This window comes from Lactonifactor longoviformis DSM 17459 (genome assembly GCF_900129135.1).
Lineage (GTDB): Bacteria > Bacillota > Clostridia > Lachnospirales > Lachnospiraceae > Lactonifactor > Lactonifactor longoviformis.
Genome location: NZ_FQVI01000002.1, coordinates 378866 through 402377, shown reverse-complemented (window position 1 = coordinate 402377; position 23512 = coordinate 378866). Strand labels below are relative to the sequence as shown.

The 23512-nt window shown below is 48.0% G+C and carries 19 protein-coding genes, 1 pseudogene, 1 riboswitch and 1 other annotated feature (1 of these 22 only partly in view); of the genes and pseudogenes, 12 read left to right on the top strand and 8 right to left on the bottom strand.

The genetic code is table 11. The annotated features are described in order from the left end of the window. Positions 1 to 880 precede the first annotated feature (880 nt). From BUA56_RS04390 to BUA56_RS04380, 3 genes and pseudogenes are all read left to right on the top strand, one after another. Positions 881 to 1651, top strand: a pseudogene (locus tag BUA56_RS04390) (class I SAM-dependent DNA methyltransferase); the annotation flags it as partial. Positions 1652 to 1663: 12 nt separating this feature from the next. Next, on the top strand, positions 1664 to 2542 hold the full coding sequence (gene hslO / locus BUA56_RS04385) for an Hsp33 family molecular chaperone HslO (protein ID WP_072849298.1): 879 nt from the start codon (positions 1664 to 1666) through the stop codon (positions 2540 to 2542). A 23-nt stretch (positions 2543 to 2565) separates the two neighbouring features. Further along, positions 2566 to 4476 carry an NAD(+) synthase gene (locus tag BUA56_RS04380; RefSeq protein WP_072849296.1) on the top strand — a complete coding sequence of 637 codons (1911 nt, stop codon included), beginning with the start codon at positions 2566 to 2568 and terminating at the stop codon, positions 4474 to 4476. A gap of 92 nt (positions 4477 to 4568) precedes the next feature. Here BUA56_RS04380 and BUA56_RS04375 read toward each other — a convergent pair whose 3' ends face one another. Then, on the bottom strand, positions 4569 to 5006 hold the full coding sequence (locus tag BUA56_RS04375) for an FMN-binding protein (protein ID WP_072849295.1): 438 nt from the start codon (positions 5004 to 5006) through the stop codon (positions 4569 to 4571). Positions 5007 to 5131: 125 nt separating this feature from the next. Between BUA56_RS04375 and addB the strand changes: the two genes are divergently transcribed. The 3 genes from addB to BUA56_RS04360 all read left to right on the top strand — a co-directional run bounded on the left by addB (position 5132) and on the right by BUA56_RS04360 (position 13713). Next, positions 5132 to 8542: a helicase-exonuclease AddAB subunit AddB gene (gene addB / locus BUA56_RS04370; RefSeq protein ID WP_072849294.1), complete on the top strand. Its 3411-nt coding sequence runs from the start codon at positions 5132 to 5134 to the stop codon at positions 8540 to 8542. A 2-nt stretch (positions 8543 to 8544) separates the two neighbouring features. After that, complete coding sequence (addA, locus tag BUA56_RS04365) at positions 8545 to 12189, top strand: helicase-exonuclease AddAB subunit AddA (RefSeq protein ID WP_072849292.1); 3645 nt, start codon at positions 8545 to 8547, stop codon at positions 12187 to 12189. Positions 12190 to 12312: 123 nt separating this feature from the next. Continuing rightward, the gene (locus tag BUA56_RS04360) at positions 12313 to 13713 is read left to right on the top strand and encodes an alanine/glycine:cation symporter family protein (protein WP_072849291.1); all 1401 of its coding nucleotides are present in this window, start codon (positions 12313 to 12315) and stop codon (positions 13711 to 13713) included. Here BUA56_RS04360 and BUA56_RS04355 read toward each other — a convergent pair. Genes BUA56_RS04355 through BUA56_RS04325 form a run of 7 tightly spaced genes read right to left on the bottom strand, consistent with a single transcriptional unit; the run spans position 13710 to position 18653 of the window. Next, positions 13710 to 14762: a type IV pilus twitching motility protein PilT gene (locus tag BUA56_RS04355; protein ID WP_072849289.1), complete on the bottom strand. Its 1053-nt coding sequence runs from the start codon at positions 14760 to 14762 to the stop codon at positions 13710 to 13712. The two genes, BUA56_RS04360 and BUA56_RS04355, sit on opposite strands and share 4 nt — an antisense overlap. Positions 14763 to 14784: 22 nt before the next feature. Continuing rightward, complete coding sequence (locus BUA56_RS04350; RefSeq protein WP_072849288.1) at positions 14785 to 15282, bottom strand: hypothetical protein; 498 nt, start codon at positions 15280 to 15282, stop codon at positions 14785 to 14787. Between the two features lie 27 nt (positions 15283 to 15309). Next, positions 15310 to 15747 (bottom strand): type IV pilus modification PilV family protein, encoded by a 438-nt coding sequence (locus tag BUA56_RS04345; RefSeq protein ID WP_072849287.1) that lies wholly within the window; start codon positions 15745 to 15747, stop codon positions 15310 to 15312. Between the two features lie 21 nt (positions 15748 to 15768). Next, a complete protein-coding gene (locus tag BUA56_RS04340) occupies positions 15769 to 16254 on the bottom strand; it encodes a DUF4860 domain-containing protein (RefSeq protein WP_072849285.1) in 486 nt (161 codons plus the stop codon). A gap of 11 nt (positions 16255 to 16265) precedes the next feature. Continuing rightward, positions 16266 to 16592 carry a hypothetical protein gene (locus BUA56_RS04335; RefSeq protein ID WP_072849284.1) on the bottom strand — a complete coding sequence of 109 codons (327 nt, stop codon included), beginning with the start codon at positions 16590 to 16592 and terminating at the stop codon, positions 16266 to 16268. A gap of 41 nt (positions 16593 to 16633) precedes the next feature. Beyond that, positions 16634 to 17686: a type II secretion system F family protein gene (locus BUA56_RS04330; RefSeq protein ID WP_072849283.1), complete on the bottom strand. Its 1053-nt coding sequence runs from the start codon at positions 17684 to 17686 to the stop codon at positions 16634 to 16636. A gap of 31 nt (positions 17687 to 17717) precedes the next feature. Then, positions 17718 to 18653, bottom strand: a complete 936-nt coding sequence (locus BUA56_RS04325; RefSeq protein WP_084067625.1) for a transglutaminase-like domain-containing protein — start codon at positions 18651 to 18653, stop codon at positions 17718 to 17720. A gap of 190 nt (positions 18654 to 18843) precedes the next feature. On the opposite strand from BUA56_RS04325, the gene BUA56_RS04320 reads away from it, so the two are divergent. From BUA56_RS04320 to BUA56_RS04295, 6 genes are all read left to right on the top strand, one after another. Then, positions 18844 to 19164 carry a PadR family transcriptional regulator gene (locus BUA56_RS04320; RefSeq protein WP_072849281.1) on the top strand — a complete coding sequence of 107 codons (321 nt, stop codon included), beginning with the start codon at positions 18844 to 18846 and terminating at the stop codon, positions 19162 to 19164. Next, complete coding sequence (locus tag BUA56_RS04315) at positions 19164 to 19892, top strand: DUF1700 domain-containing protein (RefSeq protein ID WP_072849280.1); 729 nt, start codon at positions 19164 to 19166, stop codon at positions 19890 to 19892. Before BUA56_RS04320 ends, BUA56_RS04315 begins: the two co-directional genes overlap by 1 nt. Then, a complete protein-coding gene (locus tag BUA56_RS04310) occupies positions 19889 to 20692 on the top strand; it encodes a DUF4097 family beta strand repeat-containing protein (RefSeq protein ID WP_072849279.1) in 804 nt (267 codons plus the stop codon). Before BUA56_RS04315 ends, BUA56_RS04310 begins: the two co-directional genes overlap by 4 nt. Before the next feature lie 32 nt (positions 20693 to 20724). After that, the gene (locus BUA56_RS04305; RefSeq protein ID WP_072849278.1) at positions 20725 to 20907 is read left to right on the top strand and encodes a PspC domain-containing protein; all 183 of its coding nucleotides are present in this window, start codon (positions 20725 to 20727) and stop codon (positions 20905 to 20907) included. Between the two features lie 85 nt (positions 20908 to 20992). Then, entirely contained in the window at positions 20993 to 21199 is a 207-nt protein-coding gene (locus BUA56_RS04300) for an alpha/beta-type small acid-soluble spore protein (protein ID WP_072849276.1), read from the top strand. 105 nt (positions 21200 to 21304) lie between these two features. Continuing rightward, entirely contained in the window at positions 21305 to 22705 is a 1401-nt protein-coding gene (locus BUA56_RS04295) for an NCS2 family permease (RefSeq protein ID WP_072849275.1), read from the top strand. A gap of 123 nt (positions 22706 to 22828) precedes the next feature. Then, positions 22829 to 23024, top strand: a riboswitch (cobalamin riboswitch). Positions 23025 to 23382: 358 nt separating this feature from the next. Then, positions 23383 to 23512: a binding site (T-box leader), on the top strand (it continues 146 nt past the right edge of the window).

The following is a 23512-nucleotide window of genomic DNA, read 5'->3' as shown; positions in this document are numbered from 1 at the left end:
CTTGAGACTTTTTTAGTCGGAAGGTGTGGGTGGCAGGGGGGGACGGTGAGAGAAATCCCGCGGCGGAGGGCTGGCCGGGTCGGACAGGAGGAAGGCTTAAGTTCCGGGGACACCTCCGTCGTGAAGAGAGTCTAAGACAAAACCGGAATCCCCGCCGGAGCACCGTTCGTATGGTCAAAGAATGCTTGATGTGCATTCTCTGCCCATGCTCACTTTTTTTCGGCCCGGACTGCCGAAAAAATCTCCTGCGGGAATCCCGGTTTTGCCTAAGACTCTCTACTCACTCCTCCGGAACCGTCCGCGGACCTTAAGCCTCCCTCCCGCCCAACCCAGCCAGCCCGCCGCCGCATGATTCCTCTCACCTGGGTATGGGGAAGTTCCAGGGGGAGATTTTTCTGAGTTTATCCTAAACATCAAGTCGTCAATAGTGAGAAACAAGTAGAGGAAAAGTGTACAACTCCCGACCTTCCCCACCCGTTTTCCGTGAATGTGAAGTGAGTCTCTGCCAGGATATAGGAGGGAGCACCGGGGAGACAGGGTCAGGCCAGGGGCCGGAGTATAGGGACAAGTCAGGGAGGTTAAGCGGAGTGAGCCGAAGATCCAGTCCACCAGCTGATTAGTGAGGAAGGCTTTCCTGACGAGCTTAGCAGCTGGTAGGACTTAGCTGAGGGGAACGGAGCCTCGAGCTGACTTGTCCCTATACTCCGGCCCCTGGCCTGACCCTGTCTCCCCGGTGCTCCCTCCTATATCCGTCCGTCTGCGACGCTGCGCTGGCCGACTAGTTAACATCGAACTTCACATACACATAACTATAATTTTCTTGCACTTACCACAAAAACTTGATACTATGTTATGAGAAAAATACGATAAAAAAGAGGCGAATCTAATGTCCGCGTACCAAAGTTTTGCAAGAGTTTATGATATGTTTATGGATAATATCCCCTATGAAGAATGGGGGGCGTATGTGAGCGGTCTGTTACAAGAATATGGAATTGAAGACGGCCTGGTGCTGGATCTGGGATGCGGGACGGGGAGTCTTACACAGGTGCTGGCGGGGATGGGATATGATATGATTGGTGTGGACAACTCTGCGGAAATGCTGGAGATTGCCCAGGAGAAGAAGCTGGAGAGCGGGCTGGATATTTTGTATCTCCTGCAGGATATGAGGGAGTTTGAGCTGTATGGAACGGTAAGAGCGGCAGTGAGTATCTGTGACTCTATGAACTATATCCTAGAGGAAGAGGAGCTGCTGGAGGTATTCCGGCTGGTGAATAATTATCTGGATCCCGGGGGAATCTTTATCTTTGATATGAATACCCGGTATAAGTATGAGGAGATCCTGGGAGAGAGTACAATTGCAGAGAACCGGGAAGACGGGAGTTTTATCTGGGATAATTATTATCACCGGGAGGAGGAGATCAATGAGTATGATCTTACCCTGTTCATTCCTGAGAAAAAGGAAACACTTTTGTATAGAAAGTATCAGGAGACGCATTATCAGAAAGCCTACTCTGTCGGGCGGGTGAGAGAATTGCTGGAAGAGGCTGGGCTTCAGTTTGTCAGTGTGTATGAGGCATTTACCAGAGAAGAACCGGACAGTGAGAGTGAGAGGGTTTATTTTTTGGCCCGGGAAGTGGAAAAATCGGTATAAGGAGATAAAAAAGTGAGAGATTATATTGTAAGAGCGACAGCAGCCGGCAATCAGATCCGGGCATTTGCCGCAACAACAAGAGACTTGGTAGAGACAGCGAGAGCTGCACATAATACGAGTCCTGTAGCCACAGCGGCCCTGGGAAGGCTGCTGACCGCAGGGGCTATGATGGGAGTTATGATGAAGGGGGACAAAGATCTGCTGACGCTGCAGATAAAAGCGGGAGGTCCCCTGAACGGAATTACGGTAACAGCAGACAGTAAAGGAAATGTAAAAGGATACGTAGGGAATCCCAATGTACTGCTGCCGGCCAACAAGAATGGGAAGCTGGATGTGGCTGGCGCAGTGGGTGTGGGGCTTTTGAATGTGATTAAGGATCTGGGGCTGAAAGAACCATATTCCGGCCAAACGATTCTCCAGACCAGTGAAATTGCTGAGGATCTTACCTACTATTTTGCTACCAGCGAGCAGGTGCCCTCTTCCGTAGGCCTTGGGGTTCTTATGGAAAAGGATAATACCGTAAAACAGGCCGGGGGCTTTATCATTCAGCTGATGCCTTTTGCAGAGGAGGCGGTGATAAGCAAGCTGGAAAAAAATCTGTCCGGGATTACTTCGGTGACAGGAATGCTGGAAAAAGGCTATACACCGGAAACTATCTTGGAGACCTTGCTGGAAGGAATGGAGATTGAATATAATGACAGGCTCAGCACTCGTTTTTACTGCAACTGCTGTAAGGAAAGAGTGGCTAAAGCACTGATCAGCGTAGGCAGGAAGGACTTGAAAGAGATGATAGATGAGGGAAAAGAAGTGGAGCTAAACTGTCATTTCTGCAACCGGAATTATATCTTTGATGTCCAGGAACTGAAAGAATTATATACACTGAGCAAATAATTTGCAGAAAGCGGGGAATAGAGATGAATCAGGGTTTTATCAAAGCCGCGGCAGGAACCCCCAGCATAAAGGTGGCGGACTGCTGCTACAACGAGAAGGAGATTGCAAAAACAATACGTGAGATGGCGGCCCACGGGGCAAAGTTAATGGTTTTGCCGGAGCTGTGTCTCACTGCCTATACCTGTCAGGACTTGTTTTGGCAGGATGCGTTAATCAGGGAGGCAGAGGAACAGCTCCTGAGACTGGCGGAAGAGGTAAGGGATATCGACGGACTGATCTTTGTGGGAACGCCTTTTGCGTGTAAAGGAAAACTGTATAATACAGCTGCAGTTATTTCCGGCGGAGAGGTAATAGGTATTGTGCCGAAGATCAATCTCCCCAACTACTGTGAATTTTATGAGGCCCGCCATTTTATACCCGGCAACAAAGAAATAGAATGGATCCCCTTCGGCGGCAATGAAATTCCTTTTGGAACGAATCAGCTGTTTGTCTGTGATACTATGCCGGAGCTGGTAGTGGCAGCAGAGATTTGTGAAGATCTCTGGGTGCCCAATCCTCCCAGTATCCGTCATGTACTGGCGGGAGCAAACGTAATCGTGAATCTTTCGGCCAGCGATGAGGTAATAGGGAAAGATGCCTACCGGAAGGGACTGGTAAAAGGACAATCTGCCAATTTGGTATGCGGATATATCTATGCCACAGCAGGCGAGGGCGAATCCACCCAGGATCTGGTATTTGGGGGAGGGAACCTTATAGGGGAAAACGGTGTGCTTCTTGCAGAGGGAACACGGTTTAAGAATGAGATTGTATACGGCGATCTGGATATTCAGAGGCTGCAGAGTGAGAGAAGAAAAATGAGTACCTTCCCCGGAGCAGATGAGACAGGATACTGCAGGGTACCATTCAGCCTTGAAGTGCAGGAGACTGCTCTGGAGAGGACCTTTGATCCCGCCCCTTTTGTGCCTTCGGATAAGGGCGACAGGGACAGACGCTGCGAAGAGATTCTTACCATACAGGCAATGGGACTGAAAAAGAGGCTGATGCATACCAACTGCACCCATGCGGTGCTCGGAATCTCCGGCGGTTTGGATTCTACCCTTGCTCTTTTGGTGACGGCAAGAGCTTTCGACCTTCTTGGCATACCCAGGAAGAATATTCTCGCTGTTACCATGCCCTGTTTCGGAACCACAGACAGAACATATACCAATGCCTGCAGAATGACAGAGTGTCTGGGGGCGGCCTTAAAAGAGGTAGATATTAGGGCTTCCGTTACGCAGCACTTTAAGGACATCGGACACGATATGGAGGCCCATGATGTAACCTTTGAAAATGCTCAGGCAAGGGAAAGAACGCAGGTGCTGATGGATCTTGCAAACCAATGCCAGGGAATGGTGATAGGCACCGGTGATCTGTCAGAGCTGGCCCTGGGATGGGCTACGTACAATGGGGATCATATGTCTATGTACGGCGTGAACAGCTCCATACCTAAGACTCTGGTGCGCCATCTGGTGCGCTACTATGCGGACAACTGCGGGGAGGCTGAACTGGCATCTATTCTGCGGGATGTGCTGGATACACCGGTCAGTCCGGAACTTCTGCCGCCCAAGGACGGTGTGATATCTCAGAAGACGGAGGATCTGGTAGGACCCTATGAGCTGCATGACTTCTTCCTTTATTATATGCTGCGGGCAGATTTTCCGCCGTCTAAAATTTTAAGAATTGCCAAGCTTTCATTTAAAGGCGTTTATGACGACGATACGATAGTAAAATGGCTGAAGACCTTTTACCGCAGATTTTTCTCTCAGCAGTTTAAGCGCTCCTGCCTGCCGGACGGGCCGAAGGTAGGAAGTGTAGCGGTATCTCCCAGAGGAGACCTCAGGATGCCCAGTGACGCATGTGCGGATGTGTGGATGAAAGAATTGGAAAACGAATAGAAAGACCTCTGTTTTGGTGCGCGCCGGGCAGGGAACATGGAAACACAAGAAGAAAGAGTCTGACCTGTCAGACTCTTTCTTCGCATACAGGGTTACTTTATCTCTGCTTTGTCCAGGGCTGAATTAATGGCATCCAAGAGCAGCATGGAAGTATATTTATTGTCCTCTGAATACGTAATGCCTTCCGTTGACTGGGTGGTATATATCTGACTGGCAAGATCCTCCAGGGTTGGCTCCATGAGCGGATACATTGCTGTGGTTGTCTCGCTGAGATTGACCAGAGAAATGGCATTGATGTGATCCGCATCTACAGTTACTTCCACATCAAACGTATTATCATTTAAGGTGACGGAAGTATTGTAAACGCCTGCATGGAAGCGCGGATTGGAGACATTGGCAGCTTCATCATTCTTTTTAGAACCGAACATTATGAACATCAGAACAGCCAGAACAATGGCGAGAACAACAAAGATACCGGTATAAATAACTTCTTTCATATGTAGTACTACAATTTTGGTTTTTGAACTCATGGCAATACCCCTCCTGATTTCCTTTTTATAACTTATTATGGGAATGGGGAAAATATGCAAAAACCAGGCAGGATTGTGCTATAATATTTAAAATATTGAACATACAGGAAAGGAAAGGTAATAGGATGCCGTTACAATTTGTATTTGGAAATTCAGGTTCCGGGAAATCCTGGACCCTTTATCATAAAATAATAGAAGAATCAATGGAGTATCCCAAGAGGCAGTATCTGATTCTTGTACCCGAACAGTTTACCATGCAGACCCAGAAGGACCTGGTTGCCATGCATCCCAGAGGAGGGATCATGAATATTGATGTGGTAAGCTTTGAGCGCCTTGCCTTCCGGGTTATGGAAGAGATAGGGGAAGATATGGGACAGGTGCTGGAGGAAACCGGAAAAAGTCTGGTGCTCCGGAAAGTAGCACAGAAGAAAAAGAAAGAACTGAAGGTTTTAAAGGAGCAGATAAAAAAGCCCGGATACATTGCCCAGCTAAAATCAACCGTTTCGGAATTCACCCAGTATCATGTGGGACCGGAGGATATGGAGCGTATGCTCCGGTCAGTGGAAGATAAACCGCAGCTTTACTATAAGCTGAGGGATATCCAGATCTTATACCAGGGATTTATGGATTACCTCAGGGGAACATATATCACGGCAGAGCAGGTGCTTGAGATGCTCTGCAGGGTCATATGGAAGTGGCAGCGGCTTGAGGAATGCGTGGTTGTTCTGGATGGATTTACCGGATTTACACCTGTGCAGTACCGCCTTCTGGAAGAGATCTTCCCCAGGGCGGGAAAGATATATGCAGTAATCACCTTGGATGAGAAGGAGGACCCATACAGTCCGGGGAGTCCCCACAAGCTCTTTTTTATGAGTAAGCAGACCGTTCACCGGCTTCTTCAGATTGCACGCCGAACCAGAACAGAGGTCGGGAAGGAAATCTGTATTCACAGGGATGAGCAGGGAAGATTTGCCCACAGTCCTGCTCTTGCCTATCTGGAGCAGAATATTTTCCGCTATGGCAGCAGGCCGTATCCGGGCAAACAGGAGGAGATTGAGATTCGTATCTGCAGAACTCCGCAGTCAGAGATGGAAATGGCAGCCGATGAGATCCGGAGGTTGGTAAGAGAACAGGGATACCGCTACCGTGATTTTGCTGTGGTGACGGGAGATATGGAGGGATATGCAAGCTATGCGGCCTGGGCATTTGAAGATGCAGGGATTCCCTGCTTTTTGGATCAGAAGCACTCGGTCCTAATGAATCCTTTTATTGAGTTTATCCGGGCGGCAGTGGAGATTGCCGCAGAAAATTACAGCTATGACAGCGTATTTAGGTTTCTCCGCTGCGGCCTTACAGAGTTGATTCCGGAAGAGGTGGATCTTCTGGAGAACTATGTGATTGCTCTTGGCATTCGGGGAACAAAGAGATGGGAGGAGGAGTGGATCCGCAGGTATCGGGGCCAGGAAGAGGGAGAAACCGTCCGAATGGAAGCGATCCGCAGCCTTCTGATGTCGTCGCTGCATCCTTTTACCAGTACACTGAAGAAAAAAGGGCTGACGGTTCGGGAGGGTGTCACGGCCCTCTATCAGTTTATTGTGGGCTTCAGGCTCCAGGAAAAGCTGAAGCATCAGGAAAAGCTGTTTAGAAGCGCAGGGGAATATGCCATGGTGAAGGAATACAGCCAGATCTATGAGATTATTATGGAACTTCTGGACAAGATGGCGGATGTACTGGGGGAGGAAAGAGTTACAGTGAAGGAATTCCAGGAGCTTCTGGAGGCGGGGCTGCAGGAGGCAAAAGTAGGGGTGATCCCACCCAGTGCAGATCAGGTGCTGGTAGGGGATATTGAGAGGACAAGACTGAAGGATGTGCGTGTTCTTTTTTTTGCAGGGGTTAATGAGGGAGTGATTCCCAGGAAAGAAAGCGGGGGAGGCCTTTTGTCGGATATCGACAGGGAGTATCTGAGGGGCTCCAGGGTAGAATTGGCGCCCACACAGAAGGAGAATCATGACAACCAGCGCTTTTATCTGTACCTTAACATGACTAAGCCAAGGGACAGGCTGATTCTTTCTTATTCCAGAACCAATGGAAAAGGAGAGTCGTCCAATCCTGCTTATCTTATCCGCAGCATACAGCATATTTTTCCGGAGATCTCCCCCCGGGATATGGAGGAAGAGACCCCGTGTCTGGAGAACCCTGTGAGAGGGCTGGAATATCTCAGCAAAGGGTTCCGGGAAGCATTTGACCGGGAACCCCGGGACGCCTGGAAGGAGCTCTGGAGCTGGTATCTGCGATCGCCTAATTACAGAGACACTGCTAAAAAGCTGGCAGAGGCTGCCTTTTATACGAATCCTCATGACCATATCAGCCTGAGCGCCGCAAGGGCATTGTATGGCACTACACTGGAAAATAGTCCTACCAGGCTGGAACGTTTTGCCGCCTGCGCCTTTGCCCACTTTCTGGAACATGGTCTGGGACTCAGGGAAAGAATCCAGTACCAGTTTAATGCCATGGATATGGGGAATGTCCTCCACACCGCGCTGGAGCTTTTTGCAAGAAAGCTGGGGCTTTTAGGGATCGGCTGGCGGGATTTGGGGGAGGAAAAGCGTCTGACGCTGGTAGAGGAAAGCGTGGAAGAAATCATAAACGATTACGGGAATACAGTGCTTCACAGCAGCGCCAGAAACGAGTACATGATTGCCAGGGTAAAGCGTATGATGAACCGCACCGTCTGGGCGCTGCAGAAACAGGTAGAGCGGGGAGATTTTGTTCCAAGGCGGTTTGAGGTGTCCTTTTCCATGACTGATTCTCTGAAAAGTGTGAACATCGCTTTGTCAGAGGAGGAGGAAATGAAACTAAAGGGCAGAATTGACCGTCTGGATACCTACGAGGACGGGAATCATGTCTATGTAAAAGTGATTGATTACAAATCCGGGAATACCAGCTTTGACCTGGTGGCTCTCTATCACGGCCTGCAGCTTCAGCTGGTACTGTACCTGAATGCGGCTGTGGAAATCGAACAGCAGGAGCACCCTGGAAAGGAAGTAAAGCCGGCGGGAATATTTTATTATAATATAAAGGATCCGGTAGTGGACAAGGTTCCGGGGGAGTCTTTGGAGGACCTGAATGAGAGAATTTTAAAGAATCTGAGGGTAAACGGGCTGGTGACAGGGGAAAAGGAGATTCTGGAGAAAATGGATCAGGGATTTGCCGGGGAACCTCCCTATATCTCTTCCGTGGTCCCTGCGGCGTTTAATAAAGACGGCAGTCTTTCAAGAACTTCTGCGGCAGTGAATGACTACCAGTTTAACATTCTCAGGGAATATGTGGACAAAAAAATCAGAGATATAGGAACCGATATTCTAAAAGGCAATGTTAAAGTGTCGCCCTATCAGCTGGGACAGAAGAACCCATGTACCTACTGCCCTTATCACGGAGTATGCGGCTTTGACGAGAAGATACCCGGTTACTCTTTCCGCCGGCTGGGAGCTTTGCCGCCTGAGGAACTGTGGGAAAAAATGAAGGAGGAAATGTAGGTATGGGAGTTCAGTGGACAAAAGAGCAGCGGCAGGTAATAGAACTGCGGAACCGGAATATTCTGGTAAGTGCAGCGGCCGGCTCAGGAAAAACAGCCGTACTGGTAGAGCGGATTATTTCTATGATTACGGATCCTCTGCATCCTATAGATATCGACCGGCTGCTGATTGTAACATTTACAAAGGCAGCTGCCCAGGAGATGAGAGAAAGAATCGGAGTGGCAATTGAGGGATGCCTGGAGAAGTCCCCCGGGAATGAACACCTTCAGAGGCAGACATCCCTGATACACAGTGCCCAGATAATGACAATAGACAGTTTCTGTTCCTATGTAGTACGCAATTATTTTCATCTGACGGATCTGGATCCTGGATACCGTATGGGAGAAGAAGGTGAGATGAAGCTTTTAAAAGCTGATGTTGCCGCAGAAGTTCTGGAAGAGGCTTACGCCGGGAAGCAGGAGGAATTTTTAGAGTTTATAGAGTCTTATTCCACAGGGAAAACGGATGAAGGCATTGAGGAAATGATACGAAAGCTTTATGAGTTTTCTATGAGCTATCCATGGCCGGGAGAGTGGCTTGAGGCTTGCCGGCAGGCATACCGGGCGGAGAATATTGAGGAACTGGAAAGCTCTTCTTTTATGGAGATTCTGGCCTGTGATACCAGACATACGCTGGAGGAGGCAAGGGAGATCCTCTGCCAGGCAGTCCGGATTGCCGGGGGGGCGGAAGGTCCCTATATGTATCTGGATGCGCTGGAATCGGATCTCAGACAGGTAGAGGCTTTGCTGGCTGCACAGACTTACCGGAAGCGGTGGGAGGGATTCAGCAGCCTGAACTTTCAGCGCCTTTCCTCCAAAAAGGATAAAACCGTATCCGACAATTTCAGAGCGCTGGTAAAAGAGCTGAGGAATCAGGCAAAGGAGAGTGTAAAAGAACTTGGGGAGCAGTACTACTTTTCTGAACCGGAAGAGGTAATGCAGAATATCCGTCAGGCTGCTGTGCCGGTACAGGTACTCATAGATCTTACACTTAGGTTTCAGTCCGTATTTGCTGCAAAAAAGAGGGAAAAGAACATTCTGGATTTTTCAGATCTGGAACATTTTGCCCTTGAGATTCTTGTGGAACACCGGGCGGAGGGGGATGTGCCAAGTGCCGCGGCCAGGGAACTGGCAGACCGGTATGAGGAGATTCTGATAGACGAATACCAGGACAGCAATTTTGTTCAGGAAAAGCTTCTGACCAGTGTGTCCAGGCTGGCCCAGGGAAGATATAATCTTTTTATGGTCGGGGATGTTAAGCAGAGTATCTACCGCTTCCGCCTGGCGCGGCCTGAATTGTTTATGGAAAAGTTCCATAGATATACACTGGGGGAGAGTGAATGCCAGAGGATTGACCTGCACAAGAATTTCAGAAGCAGAAAGGAAGTGCTTTCAGGTGTTAACTTTATCTTCCGCCAGATTATGGGCGAAGAACTGGGAGGAGTGGAATACGACGATGAAGCGGCCTTGTATCCCGGTGCGGTCTTTCCGGAAAAAGCGGATGGGGAGGAGTTTCTCGCCACAGAGGTTCTGCTGGTAGAAAAGGATGAGAAAGAGTGGAGAGAGATGGAGTCTGAGGAGAGCGACAGAGAGCTGGAAGCCAGAGCTGTGGCCTCCAGGATTCTTGAAATTGTGGGCAGGGAACAGGTCCTGGACAAAAAAACAGGGACCTACCGGCCGGCCAGGTACAGAGACTGTGTCATTCTCCTGAGAACGATATCCGGGTGGGCGGATGTATTCGGAAGAATTCTGAACGGAAAAGGGATCCCTGTGAATGTCACCTCCAGGACCGGCTATTTTTCAGCACTGGAAGTTGTTACTGTGTTAAACTATCTGCATATCTGCGACAATCCCAGGCAGGATATCCCGCTGGCAGGGGTACTGACATCTCCTTTGGCAGGGTTCTCCTCAGAGGAAATGGCAGCTGTGAAAGGGGCATGCAGGGAATTGTCTCTGTATGACAGCCTAGCTGCCTGGGAAGAGGAGACTGTGGGAAAGTTAGAAAGGGGAGAAGAATTGACGGGGCTGGAAGAAAAGATACATCATTTTTTCAGCCTTTATGAGCGCCTTCGGAAAAAAGTGCCTTATACGCCCATTCATCAGCTGATTAAAGATATTCTGCGGGAGACTGGCTATATGGAGTATGCCAGAGCTCTGCCGGACGGAGAGATTCGGGGAGCAAATCTGCAGATGCTTATGGAAAAGGCCATGGATTTTGAGAAGACCAGTTACCGGGGGCTATTTAATTTTATCCGGTACATTGAGTACCTGCAGAAATACTCAGTGGATTTCGGGGAGGCTGCTGTCAGCTCGGAGAATGAAGATACGGTACGCATTATGAGCATTCATAAAAGCAAGGGACTGGAATTCCCGATTGTTTTTGTGGGGGGGATGGGAAAACGGTTTAACCAGCAGGATGCCAGAAGCAAGCTTGTTCTGCATCCGGATCTGGGAATCGGTGCTGACTGTATGGACCACCGTCTGCGTACCAAGTGTCCCACACTGAATAAAAAGGTCATTCAGCGCCAGACTGTTCTGGAGAACCTGGGAGAAGAGCTGAGGGTGCTGTATGTAGCGCTGACACGGGCCAAAGAAAAATTGATTCTTACAGGCACGATAGACCATCTGGAGAAAAAGACGGCATCCTGGCAGATGCTCAGGGGCCGGAAGGAGGAGCTTCTGCCCTATGGAGTCCTGTCAAAAGCAGGATGTTACTGGGACTGGATCCTTCCCGCACTGTTCAGACACAAGGGAAGGGAAGAAGAATCTCTGTTTCGGATAACGCGTATCTCTCCCCTTACGCTTGTGGAGGAGGAAGCGGTGGAACAGGGGATGCGCAAGGTTCAAAGAGAGCGTTTTCTGCACTGGGATACAAAGACTGTGTATGACAGAGAGGCAGCCAAAGACATAGAGGAAAGGTTTGCCTTTACGTATCCCTATGAGCATCTGCGGGACGTTCCCGTTAAAGTGACTGTATCGGAAGTGAAGAGCGGGCGTCTTGGAAGGGAAGACTCTTTTGAGCTGCTGGAGGAGTCCCCTGTCATTCCCTATGTTCCTGATTTTATGAAAGAAGAGAAGGGAGAGCTCTCCGGTGCGGCGAGAGGTACGGCCTATCACCGGCTTCTGGAGCGTCTGGATTTTGAAAAAACAGAAAGTCCGGAGGCAGTGGAAGCCCAGATAGTGGCTCTTACCAGTCAGGGGAAACTGACGGTGGAGATGGCCAGATGCATCAGTGTAAAGCAGATATGGGAGTTTTGCTGTTCTTCTCTGGGGAAACGAATGAAGGCGGCGGCAAGAGCAGGGGAACTTTTCCGGGAACAACAGTTTATGATGGGCGTACCTGCGGTTAGCCTGAACGCGCGCTGGGACGCTGACGAGACGGTAGTAGTTCAGGGTATCATAGACGGATTTTTCCGGGAAGGGGACGGCATTGTGCTGGTAGATTATAAGACAGACTGGGTCCCTGACGGGGAGGAAGACTTTCTCAAAGAAAAATATGGGGCGCAGCTGGATGTGTATGCAGAGGCATTGGAACGGCTTACTGACGGGAAAATGAAAGAAAAAATCATCTATTCTTTTTATCTGGGAAAAGGAATACTGGTAAAATAATAAAAAATATGTTAAAATATTATAAATTATATCTGAAGTAAAGCGTCAAGGGGGACGACATCTGTTTTGGTGTCCGTCCCCTTTTGCCTGTATTGCACAGATATAGAAAAAGGAGGGAATAGGATGAGTTTTTCAGATGTGTTGTCTAAGGTAAATGATTTTGTATGGGGGCCTGTTATGCTGGTCCTTTTGGTGGGGACCGGACTGTTTCTTACCATACGCCTGAAGTTTTTGCCCTGGAGGAATCTGGGGTTCGCTTTGCGATCCGTTTTCTCAAAGGCTGACAGAAGCAAGGGGGAGAGCGAGGGCGATATTACTCCCTTTCAGTCCCTGATGACGGCTCTGGCGGCAACCATTGGTACTGGCAATATTGTGGGAGTTGCCACTGCTATGGTTCTCGGCGGTCCCGGTGCTATTGTGTGGATGTGGATCAGTGCCTTGTTTGGCCTGTCGACGAAATATGCGGAGAGTGTTCTGGCAGTGAAATACAGAGAGGTGAATGACGCCGGGGAGATGGCAGGCGGACCTATGTACGCTATGAAAAATGGATTTAAGAGGAAATGGATTGGCACTCCTCTGGCAACTCTTTTTGCAGTATTTGCAGTTCTTGCATCTTTTGGAATTGGCAATATGACACAGGCCAACTCTATTGCGGGAGCCCTGCAAAATACCTTCGGTGTTCCTAAGATGATAACAGGGGCCATAATCACAGTGCTGGCCATTACCATTCTGCTTGGGGGCATCAAAAGCATAGGAAGGGTTTGTGAAAAGATTGTACCTTTTATGGCCATTCTATATTTTGTGTCCGGAATTGTTGTAATTATCATAAACATAAAAAATCTGCCCTCCGGAGCAGCAGAGATTTTCTCCATGGCATTTTCTGTCAAAGCCGTAGCAGGAGGTGTGGGGGGAAGTGTCGTGGCAAGTATGCTTCAGGCTATGAGATGGGGCGTTGCCAGAGGGGTATTCTCCAACGAAGCCGGCCTTGGATCTGCGCCAATCGCGGCTGCCGCTGCCAAAACCGATCACCCCTCCCGCCAGGGATATATCAATATGACGGGTACATTTTTTGATACCCTGGTGGTCTGTTCTGTAACCGGTCTGGTAATTGCCTCTTCCGGAGTACTGGGACAGGTAAATGAGGCTACCGGAGAACTTCTCACCGGTGCGGATCTCACCATCGCTGCCTTTCGCACGGCTCTTGGCAGTGCCGGAGGCTGGCTGGTTTCCATCGGTATTATGCTGTTTGCGTTCTCTACGATTCTGGGCTGGGAATATTATGGGGAAAAGTCACTGGAATTTCTTGTCCGCTCCACAAAGGCCAATAAGGTATACCGCCTGTTTTTCTCTCTCATTGCCTTTGTGGGGGCGACGACTACACTTCAGATTGTCTGGGATTTTTCAGACACAATGAATGGACTCATGGCAATCCCCAATCTGATCTGTCTTCTGGTACTCAGCAATGTTGTAGCAAAAGAATGCTTTGAATTTCAGATAAATGAAGTGAAAAAGGACAGATTCTAAAGCTTCCGTTTCAGCATCTCCGCATTTGAGGCATGACTGAGGGCGGTGTCTTTAGAGATTACTCCATCTTTGTACAGCCTCAGCAGATTTGCATCTGTGGAGATCATATCCTCTGTGGTGGAGGAATAGATCAGTCCTTCAATCTGTGGCACCTTGTTATCCCGTATCATATTGCGGATGGCAGGTGTCACTTTCATTATCTCAAATACAGGTACCAGTCTGCCGTCTGTGGCAGGCACCAGCTGCTGGGTCACTACTGCCTGCAGGCACATAGAAAGCTGTACGGCAATCTGCCGTTGCTGGTTGGAGGGAAACACATCGATAATTCTGTCAATCGTATTGGCAGCGCCGATGGTATGCAGCGTTGAAATGATAAGATGACCTGTTTCCGCAGCAGTCATGGCCACGTTGATGGTCTCATAATCTCTCATTTCCCCCAGCAGAATCACATCAGGACTCTGGCGCAGGGTGGCCCGGAGGGCAGTGACATAGCTTTCCGTATCTGTATTAATCTCTCTTTGGCTTACAATGCTTTTTTTATGGCTGTGGAGAAATTCCAGAGGGTCCTCAAGGGTCATAATATGACGTGCCAATGAATTGTTAATCGCGTCAACAATACAGGCCAGAGTTGTTGACTTGCCGCTTCCGGCAGGGCCTGTAATGAGCACAAGGCCTTTGGAGAGCTGGCCCAGACGTATAATATTAGCAGGGATCCCCAGATCCGTGGGGTTTGGAAGCTGGAAGGTAATAATCCTTACAACAGCAGCCAGAGATCCTCTCTGTTTATACGTGCTCACACGGAAACGTGACATTCCTTTGATAGAAAAGGAAAAATCATCATCCCCGGTTTCCATAAAAGGGCGGATCTCACGGTTATCTGCTAATTTATAGATACTTCTGATAATTTCCTCGGTATCCGGTGGGAGCAGCCGCTGCTCCTCGTGTATCAGGACTCCGTTGATTCTGTAAGAGAGGGGCAGGCCGGCGATAATGAAGATATCCGAAGCTCCTTTTTGTGTAGCGTTTCCTAATAATTCCAATACATCCATAGAGTTATCCTTTCTGATTCAATTATACCCCGTCCGGATCCAGAAGATTCAGGGAATCGTCAGGTTTCCAGTCTTTCACAGAAACTTCCTTCCAGCTGATAATTCTGCAGAGGGGATCCTGCAGCTGCCGGGGGAAGGTAACTTCCAGACGGCAATCCAAAATAAAATCCTCATTGACTGGGAGCTGGTAGGAGATGACGGGGGCCTGGGAAGGCTCCGGAAGCTCTGCCCGGACTCCCTCTATATGCTGAAGTGCCTTATAGGCATCCTGGTAGTATTGGGCGGGAGCTTCGGCAGGAATCTCTGTAAGGGCTGTCTGTATCTCTGCCAGCAGCTCCTCCCCTTGATTGCAGGCAGTGTAATAGTCGGATGTTCTGCCCGCAATTTTTTCGGCATAAGTAAGGCTTGCCTTGGAGCTTGCCAGTGACAGCATGGCGAAGGTTACCAGACATAGTATTATAAAGATGACGAGTATGGAAGAGGTTCCCATAGTGACAACAGGTTGTTTCTTTTTCTCCATGACATGTCCTTTCTGCAGACTGTTTTGCTATCGGGCGAGAGACAGATAACGGTTGACATCCAGCTCATAGATAGAATCCCTGTCCTGGATATCTGTAACCGCTATATGGGAATACAGCATTTGCGGCTGAAAAGACAGATCCGCCCGGAGCAGGTATTTGGCATCTTCCTTATTGCAGAAGTTCCATTCACTATCATAGTAGAGCCGGAAGCCATCAGTGTCAATAACGGCGTCGGGCAGAGATTCGCTGACTGCAGAGGAACTGCAGTCGGTGGAGCGGATCACCTCCGCAGCACTCTGGGCCTGGCTGACTGCCTGGTTCAGATCTGCTGCCTCGCTGGTGAGAAGATGGGACTTCACAAACAGCTGAACACAGACTGCGCTGGCCAGCGAGAAGAATAAAATTGCGATCATGAGTTCCATAAGGAACAAACTGGAACGTTTTGCCGGATTATGAGTTTTCATCTGATTACTCCTCTGCTATTTTCAGGAACTATGAGTTCCTATGAGAAGGGAGCTTTCGCTGCCGCCCGTATCTTCCACAGTAAAGCGGTACAGATTCTGTCCCAACTCTTCTATTGTAAAATCATTCACGGTAAGAATCTCCTGGCCGCTGCCGTCGGGGACAATGGCTCCCTCTTTTGTGTATAACTCCTTGAGCTGTTTTCCCTCGTAGAGATAAATGTAAGTAATATACGCAGTATCTTCAATCTCCTGACGGATAACCAGGGCCTGATGGCCCTGAAAACTGCCTACGTCCACATTCCCGCCTGCATCATTCTGTCTGATTTTTTCCGACAGATACGTAAGGGCAGTACTTCGGGTGTGATACGTATTCGATTCTGATACTGCGGACTGATAGACATCTGCCCCCATAATAACTACCATCAGGGCGGAGGCTGCAAATACACAGAAGAGAGCCAGTGTAAATACAAAATCTACCACATGGTTTCTTGAAGTTCTAATGTTCATACTGTGCCTCCTCATTCTTGTCTGGAAATAACTGTAATATCAGGCAGAATATTGGCTCCGGTTACCTGATAGTCCACATAGAACCGGCTGCTGTCATAGGTAATCCCATAATGTTCTTTCAAGTATTCCAGGCTTTCCGGGTATGAGCCTTCTGCTGCATAGCAGCGCACGACTGCCTGAGACAGGGCTGTTTTCAGACTTTTTTCCTGCTCTTTAAGGGAAATCCTTGAGATGGAAGTAACTCCTGTATAGAATAAGAGCAGAATTCCCGCAAAAATAAGAACGGAAAGCCACAGGTTTCTGGTATTAGGTTGCTTTTTATGCTGAAATCGGGCCATATGCCTTACCTCCTAGTTGATGAAATGCGGTTCCCGCAGGATTATAGACTGGACATAATACCCATAAGCGGCAGAATTACGGACAGCAGAATCATACCTACAATAATAGAAAGGACAGCTACAAGAGTAGGCTCCAGTACCGAGATCATCCGGTTTATATGGGAGTCTACTTCCTCCTCGTACAGGGAGGCTATTTTTTCCATAACCGTTTCCAGGGCACCTGTTTTAAATCCCACGGAGATCATCCGGGAATACAGTCCGGTAAAGAGATGAGAATCTGACAGAGCCTGGGAAACATCCACGCCGGTATCCATTAATTCCATACAGTTTTTTATTTTGTCCGTTACTTTGGGGTTATCTGCAAGGGCAGAAGCCAGCTCCATGCTCTGGTGTGTGTCCAGCCCGCTGCTGAGTGTAAGGGCCATCCCACCTGCAAACCGTCCGGAGGCCATCTTTTCCCAGAGCTCTCTGGTGAGCGGAAATGCGCTGAGAAAGGCAGTCAGCCTTTTTTTACCGGATTTCCCCTTTGCAAAGTAAAGATATATCAGGAAGAGGACAAAAAGAATTCCGATAAATACATAGGAATACCTTCCAAGAACCTTTCCCAGATTCATAAGACCTCTGGAGAATCCTGTCATTTCCTGTCCAAGCTGAAGAAAAACCTGGTTAAAGATAGGCAGTACCTTAACGATTAATACAATGATAATAATCAACATCATACCAATCATAATAAAAGGGTAGGTAACAGCACTTTTTATAGATTGGGCCACAGATTCCTCCCTCTCATAATAGCGGCTCAGGGAGTCCATGACCTCGTCCAGACGACCGGACTGTTCTCCCAGTTCTGCCATGTGAAGCATATGAGACGGGAATGCTCCCGTCTCCTCCAGGGCCTGCCGAAAATTTCCTGTGGTCTGCAGGGTATCACAGATGATCCGGAGGATCTCCTTCTCCTGACTGCTGCCGGCATCCTCCAGCATAATGGTAATCCCCTCAACAGAAGAAATACCGGCTTTTAAAATCATAGCCATCTGACTGCAGAAGGAAGCCAGCTCTGTATTCGTCAATGGCTTGATACGGGTATCCTGTGCCATATAATCTCCTTTCAAAATCTTCAGTTAACAGTTAATAAGAATATTGGAGTGTATAATTACTACCGTCCCCAATATACTTTTTCAAATCTTTTGCGCCGTTGCTGGCTGCAAGCGTAGGATCCATGAGTTCCCAAGAATTACCGTCAAAATAAATAATAGAATCCACCCACCCGATTTCGTCCAGATACGTACTGATCCAGGCATGTTTCAGTTCCTGGGTGTAACCGATCTCCAGCTTCGTGGGAATCCCCTGGGAGCGGAACATGGTAGTCATAAGGGAAGCATAGTCAAAGCAGATCCCTTTTTGGGTCTCCAGTGTTTCATCCACATCTGGAAGATATCCGCTTTTTACATTATCTGCTTTTTCTTTATCATACTTGATATCTCCGATTACAAAATCATAGATCTTTTCTACCACTTCCAAATCCGAATAACAATTCTCCGCCAGGGAGGCAGCTTTGGCCACCGCCAGGGAATCGGCAGTGAAGCTTACATACTGATTGGGATATAAAAAAGGGGAGAATTCATCGGTTAGCGAAACCTCCAGAGGCTGAGAGAATGCAGTGGCATATTGGTCATCTGCCACATGCTCCATAATGTCCAATTGATATACGCCTTCTCCACCAGGCAGGGGAAAGACATCATAATCTCCGTTCAGTGACAATGTATACTTATATACTGTCTGATCCGGCAGGGTGAGAAGAACCTTTACTAATTCACAGGTACCGGTATACTTCACCATTACATATCCGTCAGAGGTATGGGATGCATCAATTACAACAGAATCATCTCCGTAGGTCACAGTTCCATCGGCGACAGGGGTCAGTATCTGAGGGGTGTTATCCCTGGGCGGACCTTCTGGCTGAGACTCTTTTTGCTTCTCTTTATGACTGCAGCCAACAAAAAGGCAGAGGGCAAGTAAAAGAATGGTTATTCTGTATTTGCCGCGGTGCTTGCATCTGTCCATGAATCAGCCTCCTACCTGTTTGTTTTAAATATCCTATTTGAACCATTTTAACACAGATAAAAAATAAAAAAAATACTTTGTAAATACTATTGACAAAACCATATTATATAGCGTATAGTATTAAATATAAAATAATATTACAAAAAAAATAATAATATATTTTTTATAATGAGTGGAAAGGAGTGGTTTTATGGTATTTAATACAGGTGCCGCCTTGCTGGATGCAATTGTGCTGGCCGTTGTATCCAGAGAGACAGACGGTACATACGGATATAAAATCACCCAGGATGTACGCCAGGTTCTGGAAGTATCAGAGTCAACGCTCTATCCTGTATTGCGCAGACTTCAAAAGGATGCATGTCTGGAAGTCTATGATATGGAATACGGAGGAAGAAACCGGAGATATTATCAGGTAACAGAAAAAGGAATCGCACAGCTGGATCTTTACAGGAAAGAGTGGAAAAATTATTCCGGCAAAATTACGCAGATGTTCGAGGGAGGGAGAGTATAATGAACAGAATTGAATTTATGAAGCAGCTTGAGCGGCTGCTCTGGGATATTCCGGAACAGGAATGCCGGGATGCCATAGATTTCTACAACGCTTATTTTGATGACGCCGGCCCTGAGAACGAGGCGCAGGTAATCAGCGAGCTGGGAAGCCCGGGAAAGGTAGCCGCAATTATTAAAGCGGATCTGAAGGGGAATTCCCAGACAGAGACGTACGGAGAATATACAGAAACAGGATACCAGGATCACCGCTTTACCGGGGGCACCCAGGTACCCGACAGGACGAATGTTATCCGTGAGAGGGAGGACAGCAGCCGAAGAAGCCGCGGGTATCAGGGAAGACAGACAAGGAGCGGAGGGAATCTGGCTCTGGTGATCATTATTCTGGTTTTTACAAGTCCTGTATGGTTAGGTCTGGCCGGAGGAATTCTTGGAATTGTGTTCGGTCTGGTGTTTGGAATCCTTGGAGTAGTTCTGGGAATCGGAGCCGGCTCCCTGGGTCTTCTGGCCGGAGGGGGAGCGGTAATTGTTACCGGGATTATAAAGATAGCGTCTAATCCCGCGGTTGGGCTTGCCTCCTCCGGAGCCGGATTCCTTATGGTGGCAATAGGTATAATGCTTCTGGTGGCTTTTCTCTGGGTGGTGGCAAAACTTTTGCCTATGGCCCTTCGGGCTGTGGTTGGATTGTGCCAGAGGATTTTTCACCGGGGCAGAGGAGGTGACAAGAGATGAAAAAGTTTACTAAGATAAGCCTCATAGCCAGCGGGGTTCTCGCTGTGGTGGGGATTGCCTTCCTGATTTCTGGTTTTGTCATGGGGGTTAGCTGGCAGGAAGTAGAGGATACTTTTGAATTCCATACTGCTGCCAGATGGTTTGAGGAGCACGGAGACATAACAGAGGGCAGTGAGACATCTCATAGTTTTTCGGCCGGGGAGATTAAAAAACTGGAGATTGAGTTTAACAAAGGAGACCTGTATCTGTCAGAGACTGACGGTGATGAGATTCGTGTGAGCACCTTTAATAGAAAAGATAAGGTAAACCAGGAAAACGGGACCCTTAAGATTGAGAGCAGAGGCCGGGTCAGCAATGATAATACCATTGAGATAGAGATTCCCAGAGGGATGAGTTTTGATGAGGTAGAGCTTAAGATAGATGCAGGCAGCGGTCAGGTAGATAATCTGAAGACGAAGGAACTGGAAGCTGAGGTAAATGCCGGTGATCTCACTTTTTATGAAGACATTGCAGCGGCAAAAGTCAAGTTGGATGTGAATGCCGGAAGCTTAGACACAGAGCTGCTGGATGCCAAAGAAGTAGAGATAAAATGTGATGCGGGTTCTGTGAGCACCACACTCTCCGGAAAACAGAATGACTATCAGATTGAAATGAAAGGAGACCTGGCATCGGTAAGTCTGGATGGTTTTGAATATTCCGGACTTTCAACCAAAAAGCAGTGGGGAGACTCCAATGCATCCAGGAAACTTGAGGCTAAATGCAATGCCGGGAGTCTGGACATAGAATTTGAACTTGATTAAGAAAATGAATCAATAGAAAGGGGCAATTTAGTATGAGTGAAAAAAGATTATACCGTTCATCGGCTAACTATATGCTTTGCGGGGTATGCGGGGGCATCGCAGAATATTTTAACATTGATCCCACACTGGTACGTCTGGCATGGGTGATACTCAGCTGCTTTGGAGGAAGCGGGATTGTAGCTTATATCGTAGCAGCTATTATAATTCCCAAGTAAGAGAGCAGATTTACGAACCGTCTGAATAAAGTACTATAAAAAAGGTCATACTTCAGTAAGAATATAAAGGAGTGTGACTTTTTTTATGGGAAAATCAAAGAAAAAGGAAGAAATTAAATTACATGAGCTTACACCTGAGGAACAGTTAAAATACGAAATCGCTGAGGAACTTGGGCTTCTGGATAAAGTAATGGAGACAGGATGGAGAAGCCTGTCCGCCAAAGAGACAGGGAGAATCGGCGGGTTGATTACGAAAAGAAAAAGACAGCTGAATCAGGGAAAAGAATCTTAGGCCGGATGGATTCGGAGTGTTAAATTTATATTGACACTCCGAATCCATTTGTCATAAGATAGAATGCAGTTAGAAGAATTTAAAATACGAAGGAGAATCTGCATTATGAAAGAGACCAGCAAGCAACAGTCAGTTCTGGAAAAATTATTTCATTTAAGAGAGAATGGCACGGATGTGAAGACAGAAGTGATCGCGGGACTGACAACTTTTATGACTATGGCTTATATTCTGGCTGTAAATCCCTCTATCCTGAAAGAGGCGGGCATGGATCAGGGGGCTGTATTTACTGCCACAGCACTGGCGGCACTGGCGGCCACTCTGCTTATGGCAGTGCTTTCGAACTATCCCTTTGCTCTGGCGCCGGGAATGGGGCTGAATGCCTATTTTGCGTTTACTGTAGTGATCGGTATGGGGTACAGCTGGCAGGAAGCACTGGCTGCGGTATTTATTGAGGGAGTAATCTTTCTGCTCTTGTCTTTGACAAACGTCAGAGAGGCAATCTTTAATTCCATTCCAATGTCGCTGAAATATGCCGTTTCTGCGGGAATTGGCCTTTTTATTGCTTTTATTGGCCTGCAGAATGCAAAGATTGTGGGGGCTGACCCTTCGACTTTGGTATCGTTTTTCTCTTTTACCGGTTCCATAAAGGAACATACCTTCTCTACAGCAGGGATTACGGTCCTCTTGGCACTCCTGGGCACCATACTTATGGCAGTGCTCCTGGTAAGAAAAGTGAAGGGCGGTATTTTGTGGGGGATTCTGGGCACCTGGGCAGCAGGGATGGTGTGTCAGGCTGCAGGACTATACCGGCCTAATCCGGAAACCGGATTCTACAGTCTTTTTCCTGATTTCAGCGGAGGCATAGGGGTTCCCGGAATGGGGGCGACCTTTATGCAGATGGATTTCTCCAGGGTGCTTTCTCTGGACTTTGCAGTCATTGTGTTTGCCTTTTTGTTTGTTGATATCTTCGATACCCTGGGAGGATTGATGGGGATAGGCGCGCAGGCAGATATGCTGGATGAGGAGGGTAGACTTCCCAGGATCAAAGGCGCGTTGATTTCGGATGCGCTGGGAACCAGCATAGGTGCTGTCTTCGGAACCTCTACAACAACTACATACGCGGAGAGCGCAACAGGGATCGCAGAAGGTGGGCGGACAGGGCTGACCAGTGTAGTGGTCGCCGTATTATTTGGGCTTTCCCTCTTTTTATCCCCGGTTTTTTTGGCGATTCCTTCCTTTGCCACGGCTCCGGCGCTGATTGCGGTGGGATTTATCATGGTAACCTCCATCGCCAAGATACCTTTTAAGGATTATTCTGAGTCGATTCCAGCCTTTGTCTGCGTTATGGCAATGCCGTTTTTTTACAGTATTTCAGAGGGAATCTCTCTGGGAATCATTTTTTACGTGCTGGTGAATGTGCTTAGCGGCAAGAGAAAAGAAAAGAAGATTAGTCTGCTTATGTATATTCTGGCGGCAATCTTTGTGCTGAAGTATATACTTATCTGACCGGGAAGCGTCTATGCCGCCAGTCAACTGCGCTCTTTCGGCCTGTCTCCGGGCAGGCCGAAAGAGTTTTTCCGGGTTGGTATTGCATTCTGAAAAAAATTGTGCTAGAATAATTCTTGTATAATTCCATATGCAGCATCCAGTGCACCTGTGTTGACCGCACAACATTGGTGAAAAGGGAATTAGGTGAGAGTCCTAAGCGATCCGGTCACTGTATTTGGGGAGCGATACTTTAAAAGTCCATTGTACGCAAGTATGAGAAGGAAAAGTAAAGCTGTGATCCATGAGTCAGGAAACCTGCTAGATGCCAAAGGTGAGACTTCCGTGCAAAGTTGAACATCCCTTTTATAATATCCGCAAGTATTATAATTGATGTATCTGCTTACCCGCTGGGAGAGCAGATTTTTTTATGGAATGCCAAAGGTAACGGAGCCTGTGTGAATTATGCATTGATTAAATGGCAAGGTGAGTTACCCTGATTCCAGCTCTGATTTACTGCTATGCGTTCCCTGTTGTTCCGCAACCAACAGGCCCGCAGATCCTCCGCGAAAGATCAGAATTGTTCGTGACCGAATCAGGGTGGACCCGCCCCATATGCGGATTAGAAGAGAAGAAAAAGGGATTCCCTACTTGACAAACAGCAAAAAGCCTACTATGATAGGACGTAAGTTCAATAGGAAAAGGTTATGAGAAAGAGGAGTATATCTAAAGACCCTGTCAGAGAGGAAGGTTCATCGGCTGAAAGACCATCCCGGGAAGGTTAGATAGAAGGTAGCTTTTGAACCGGAGGGCTGAAGATTTTGCGAG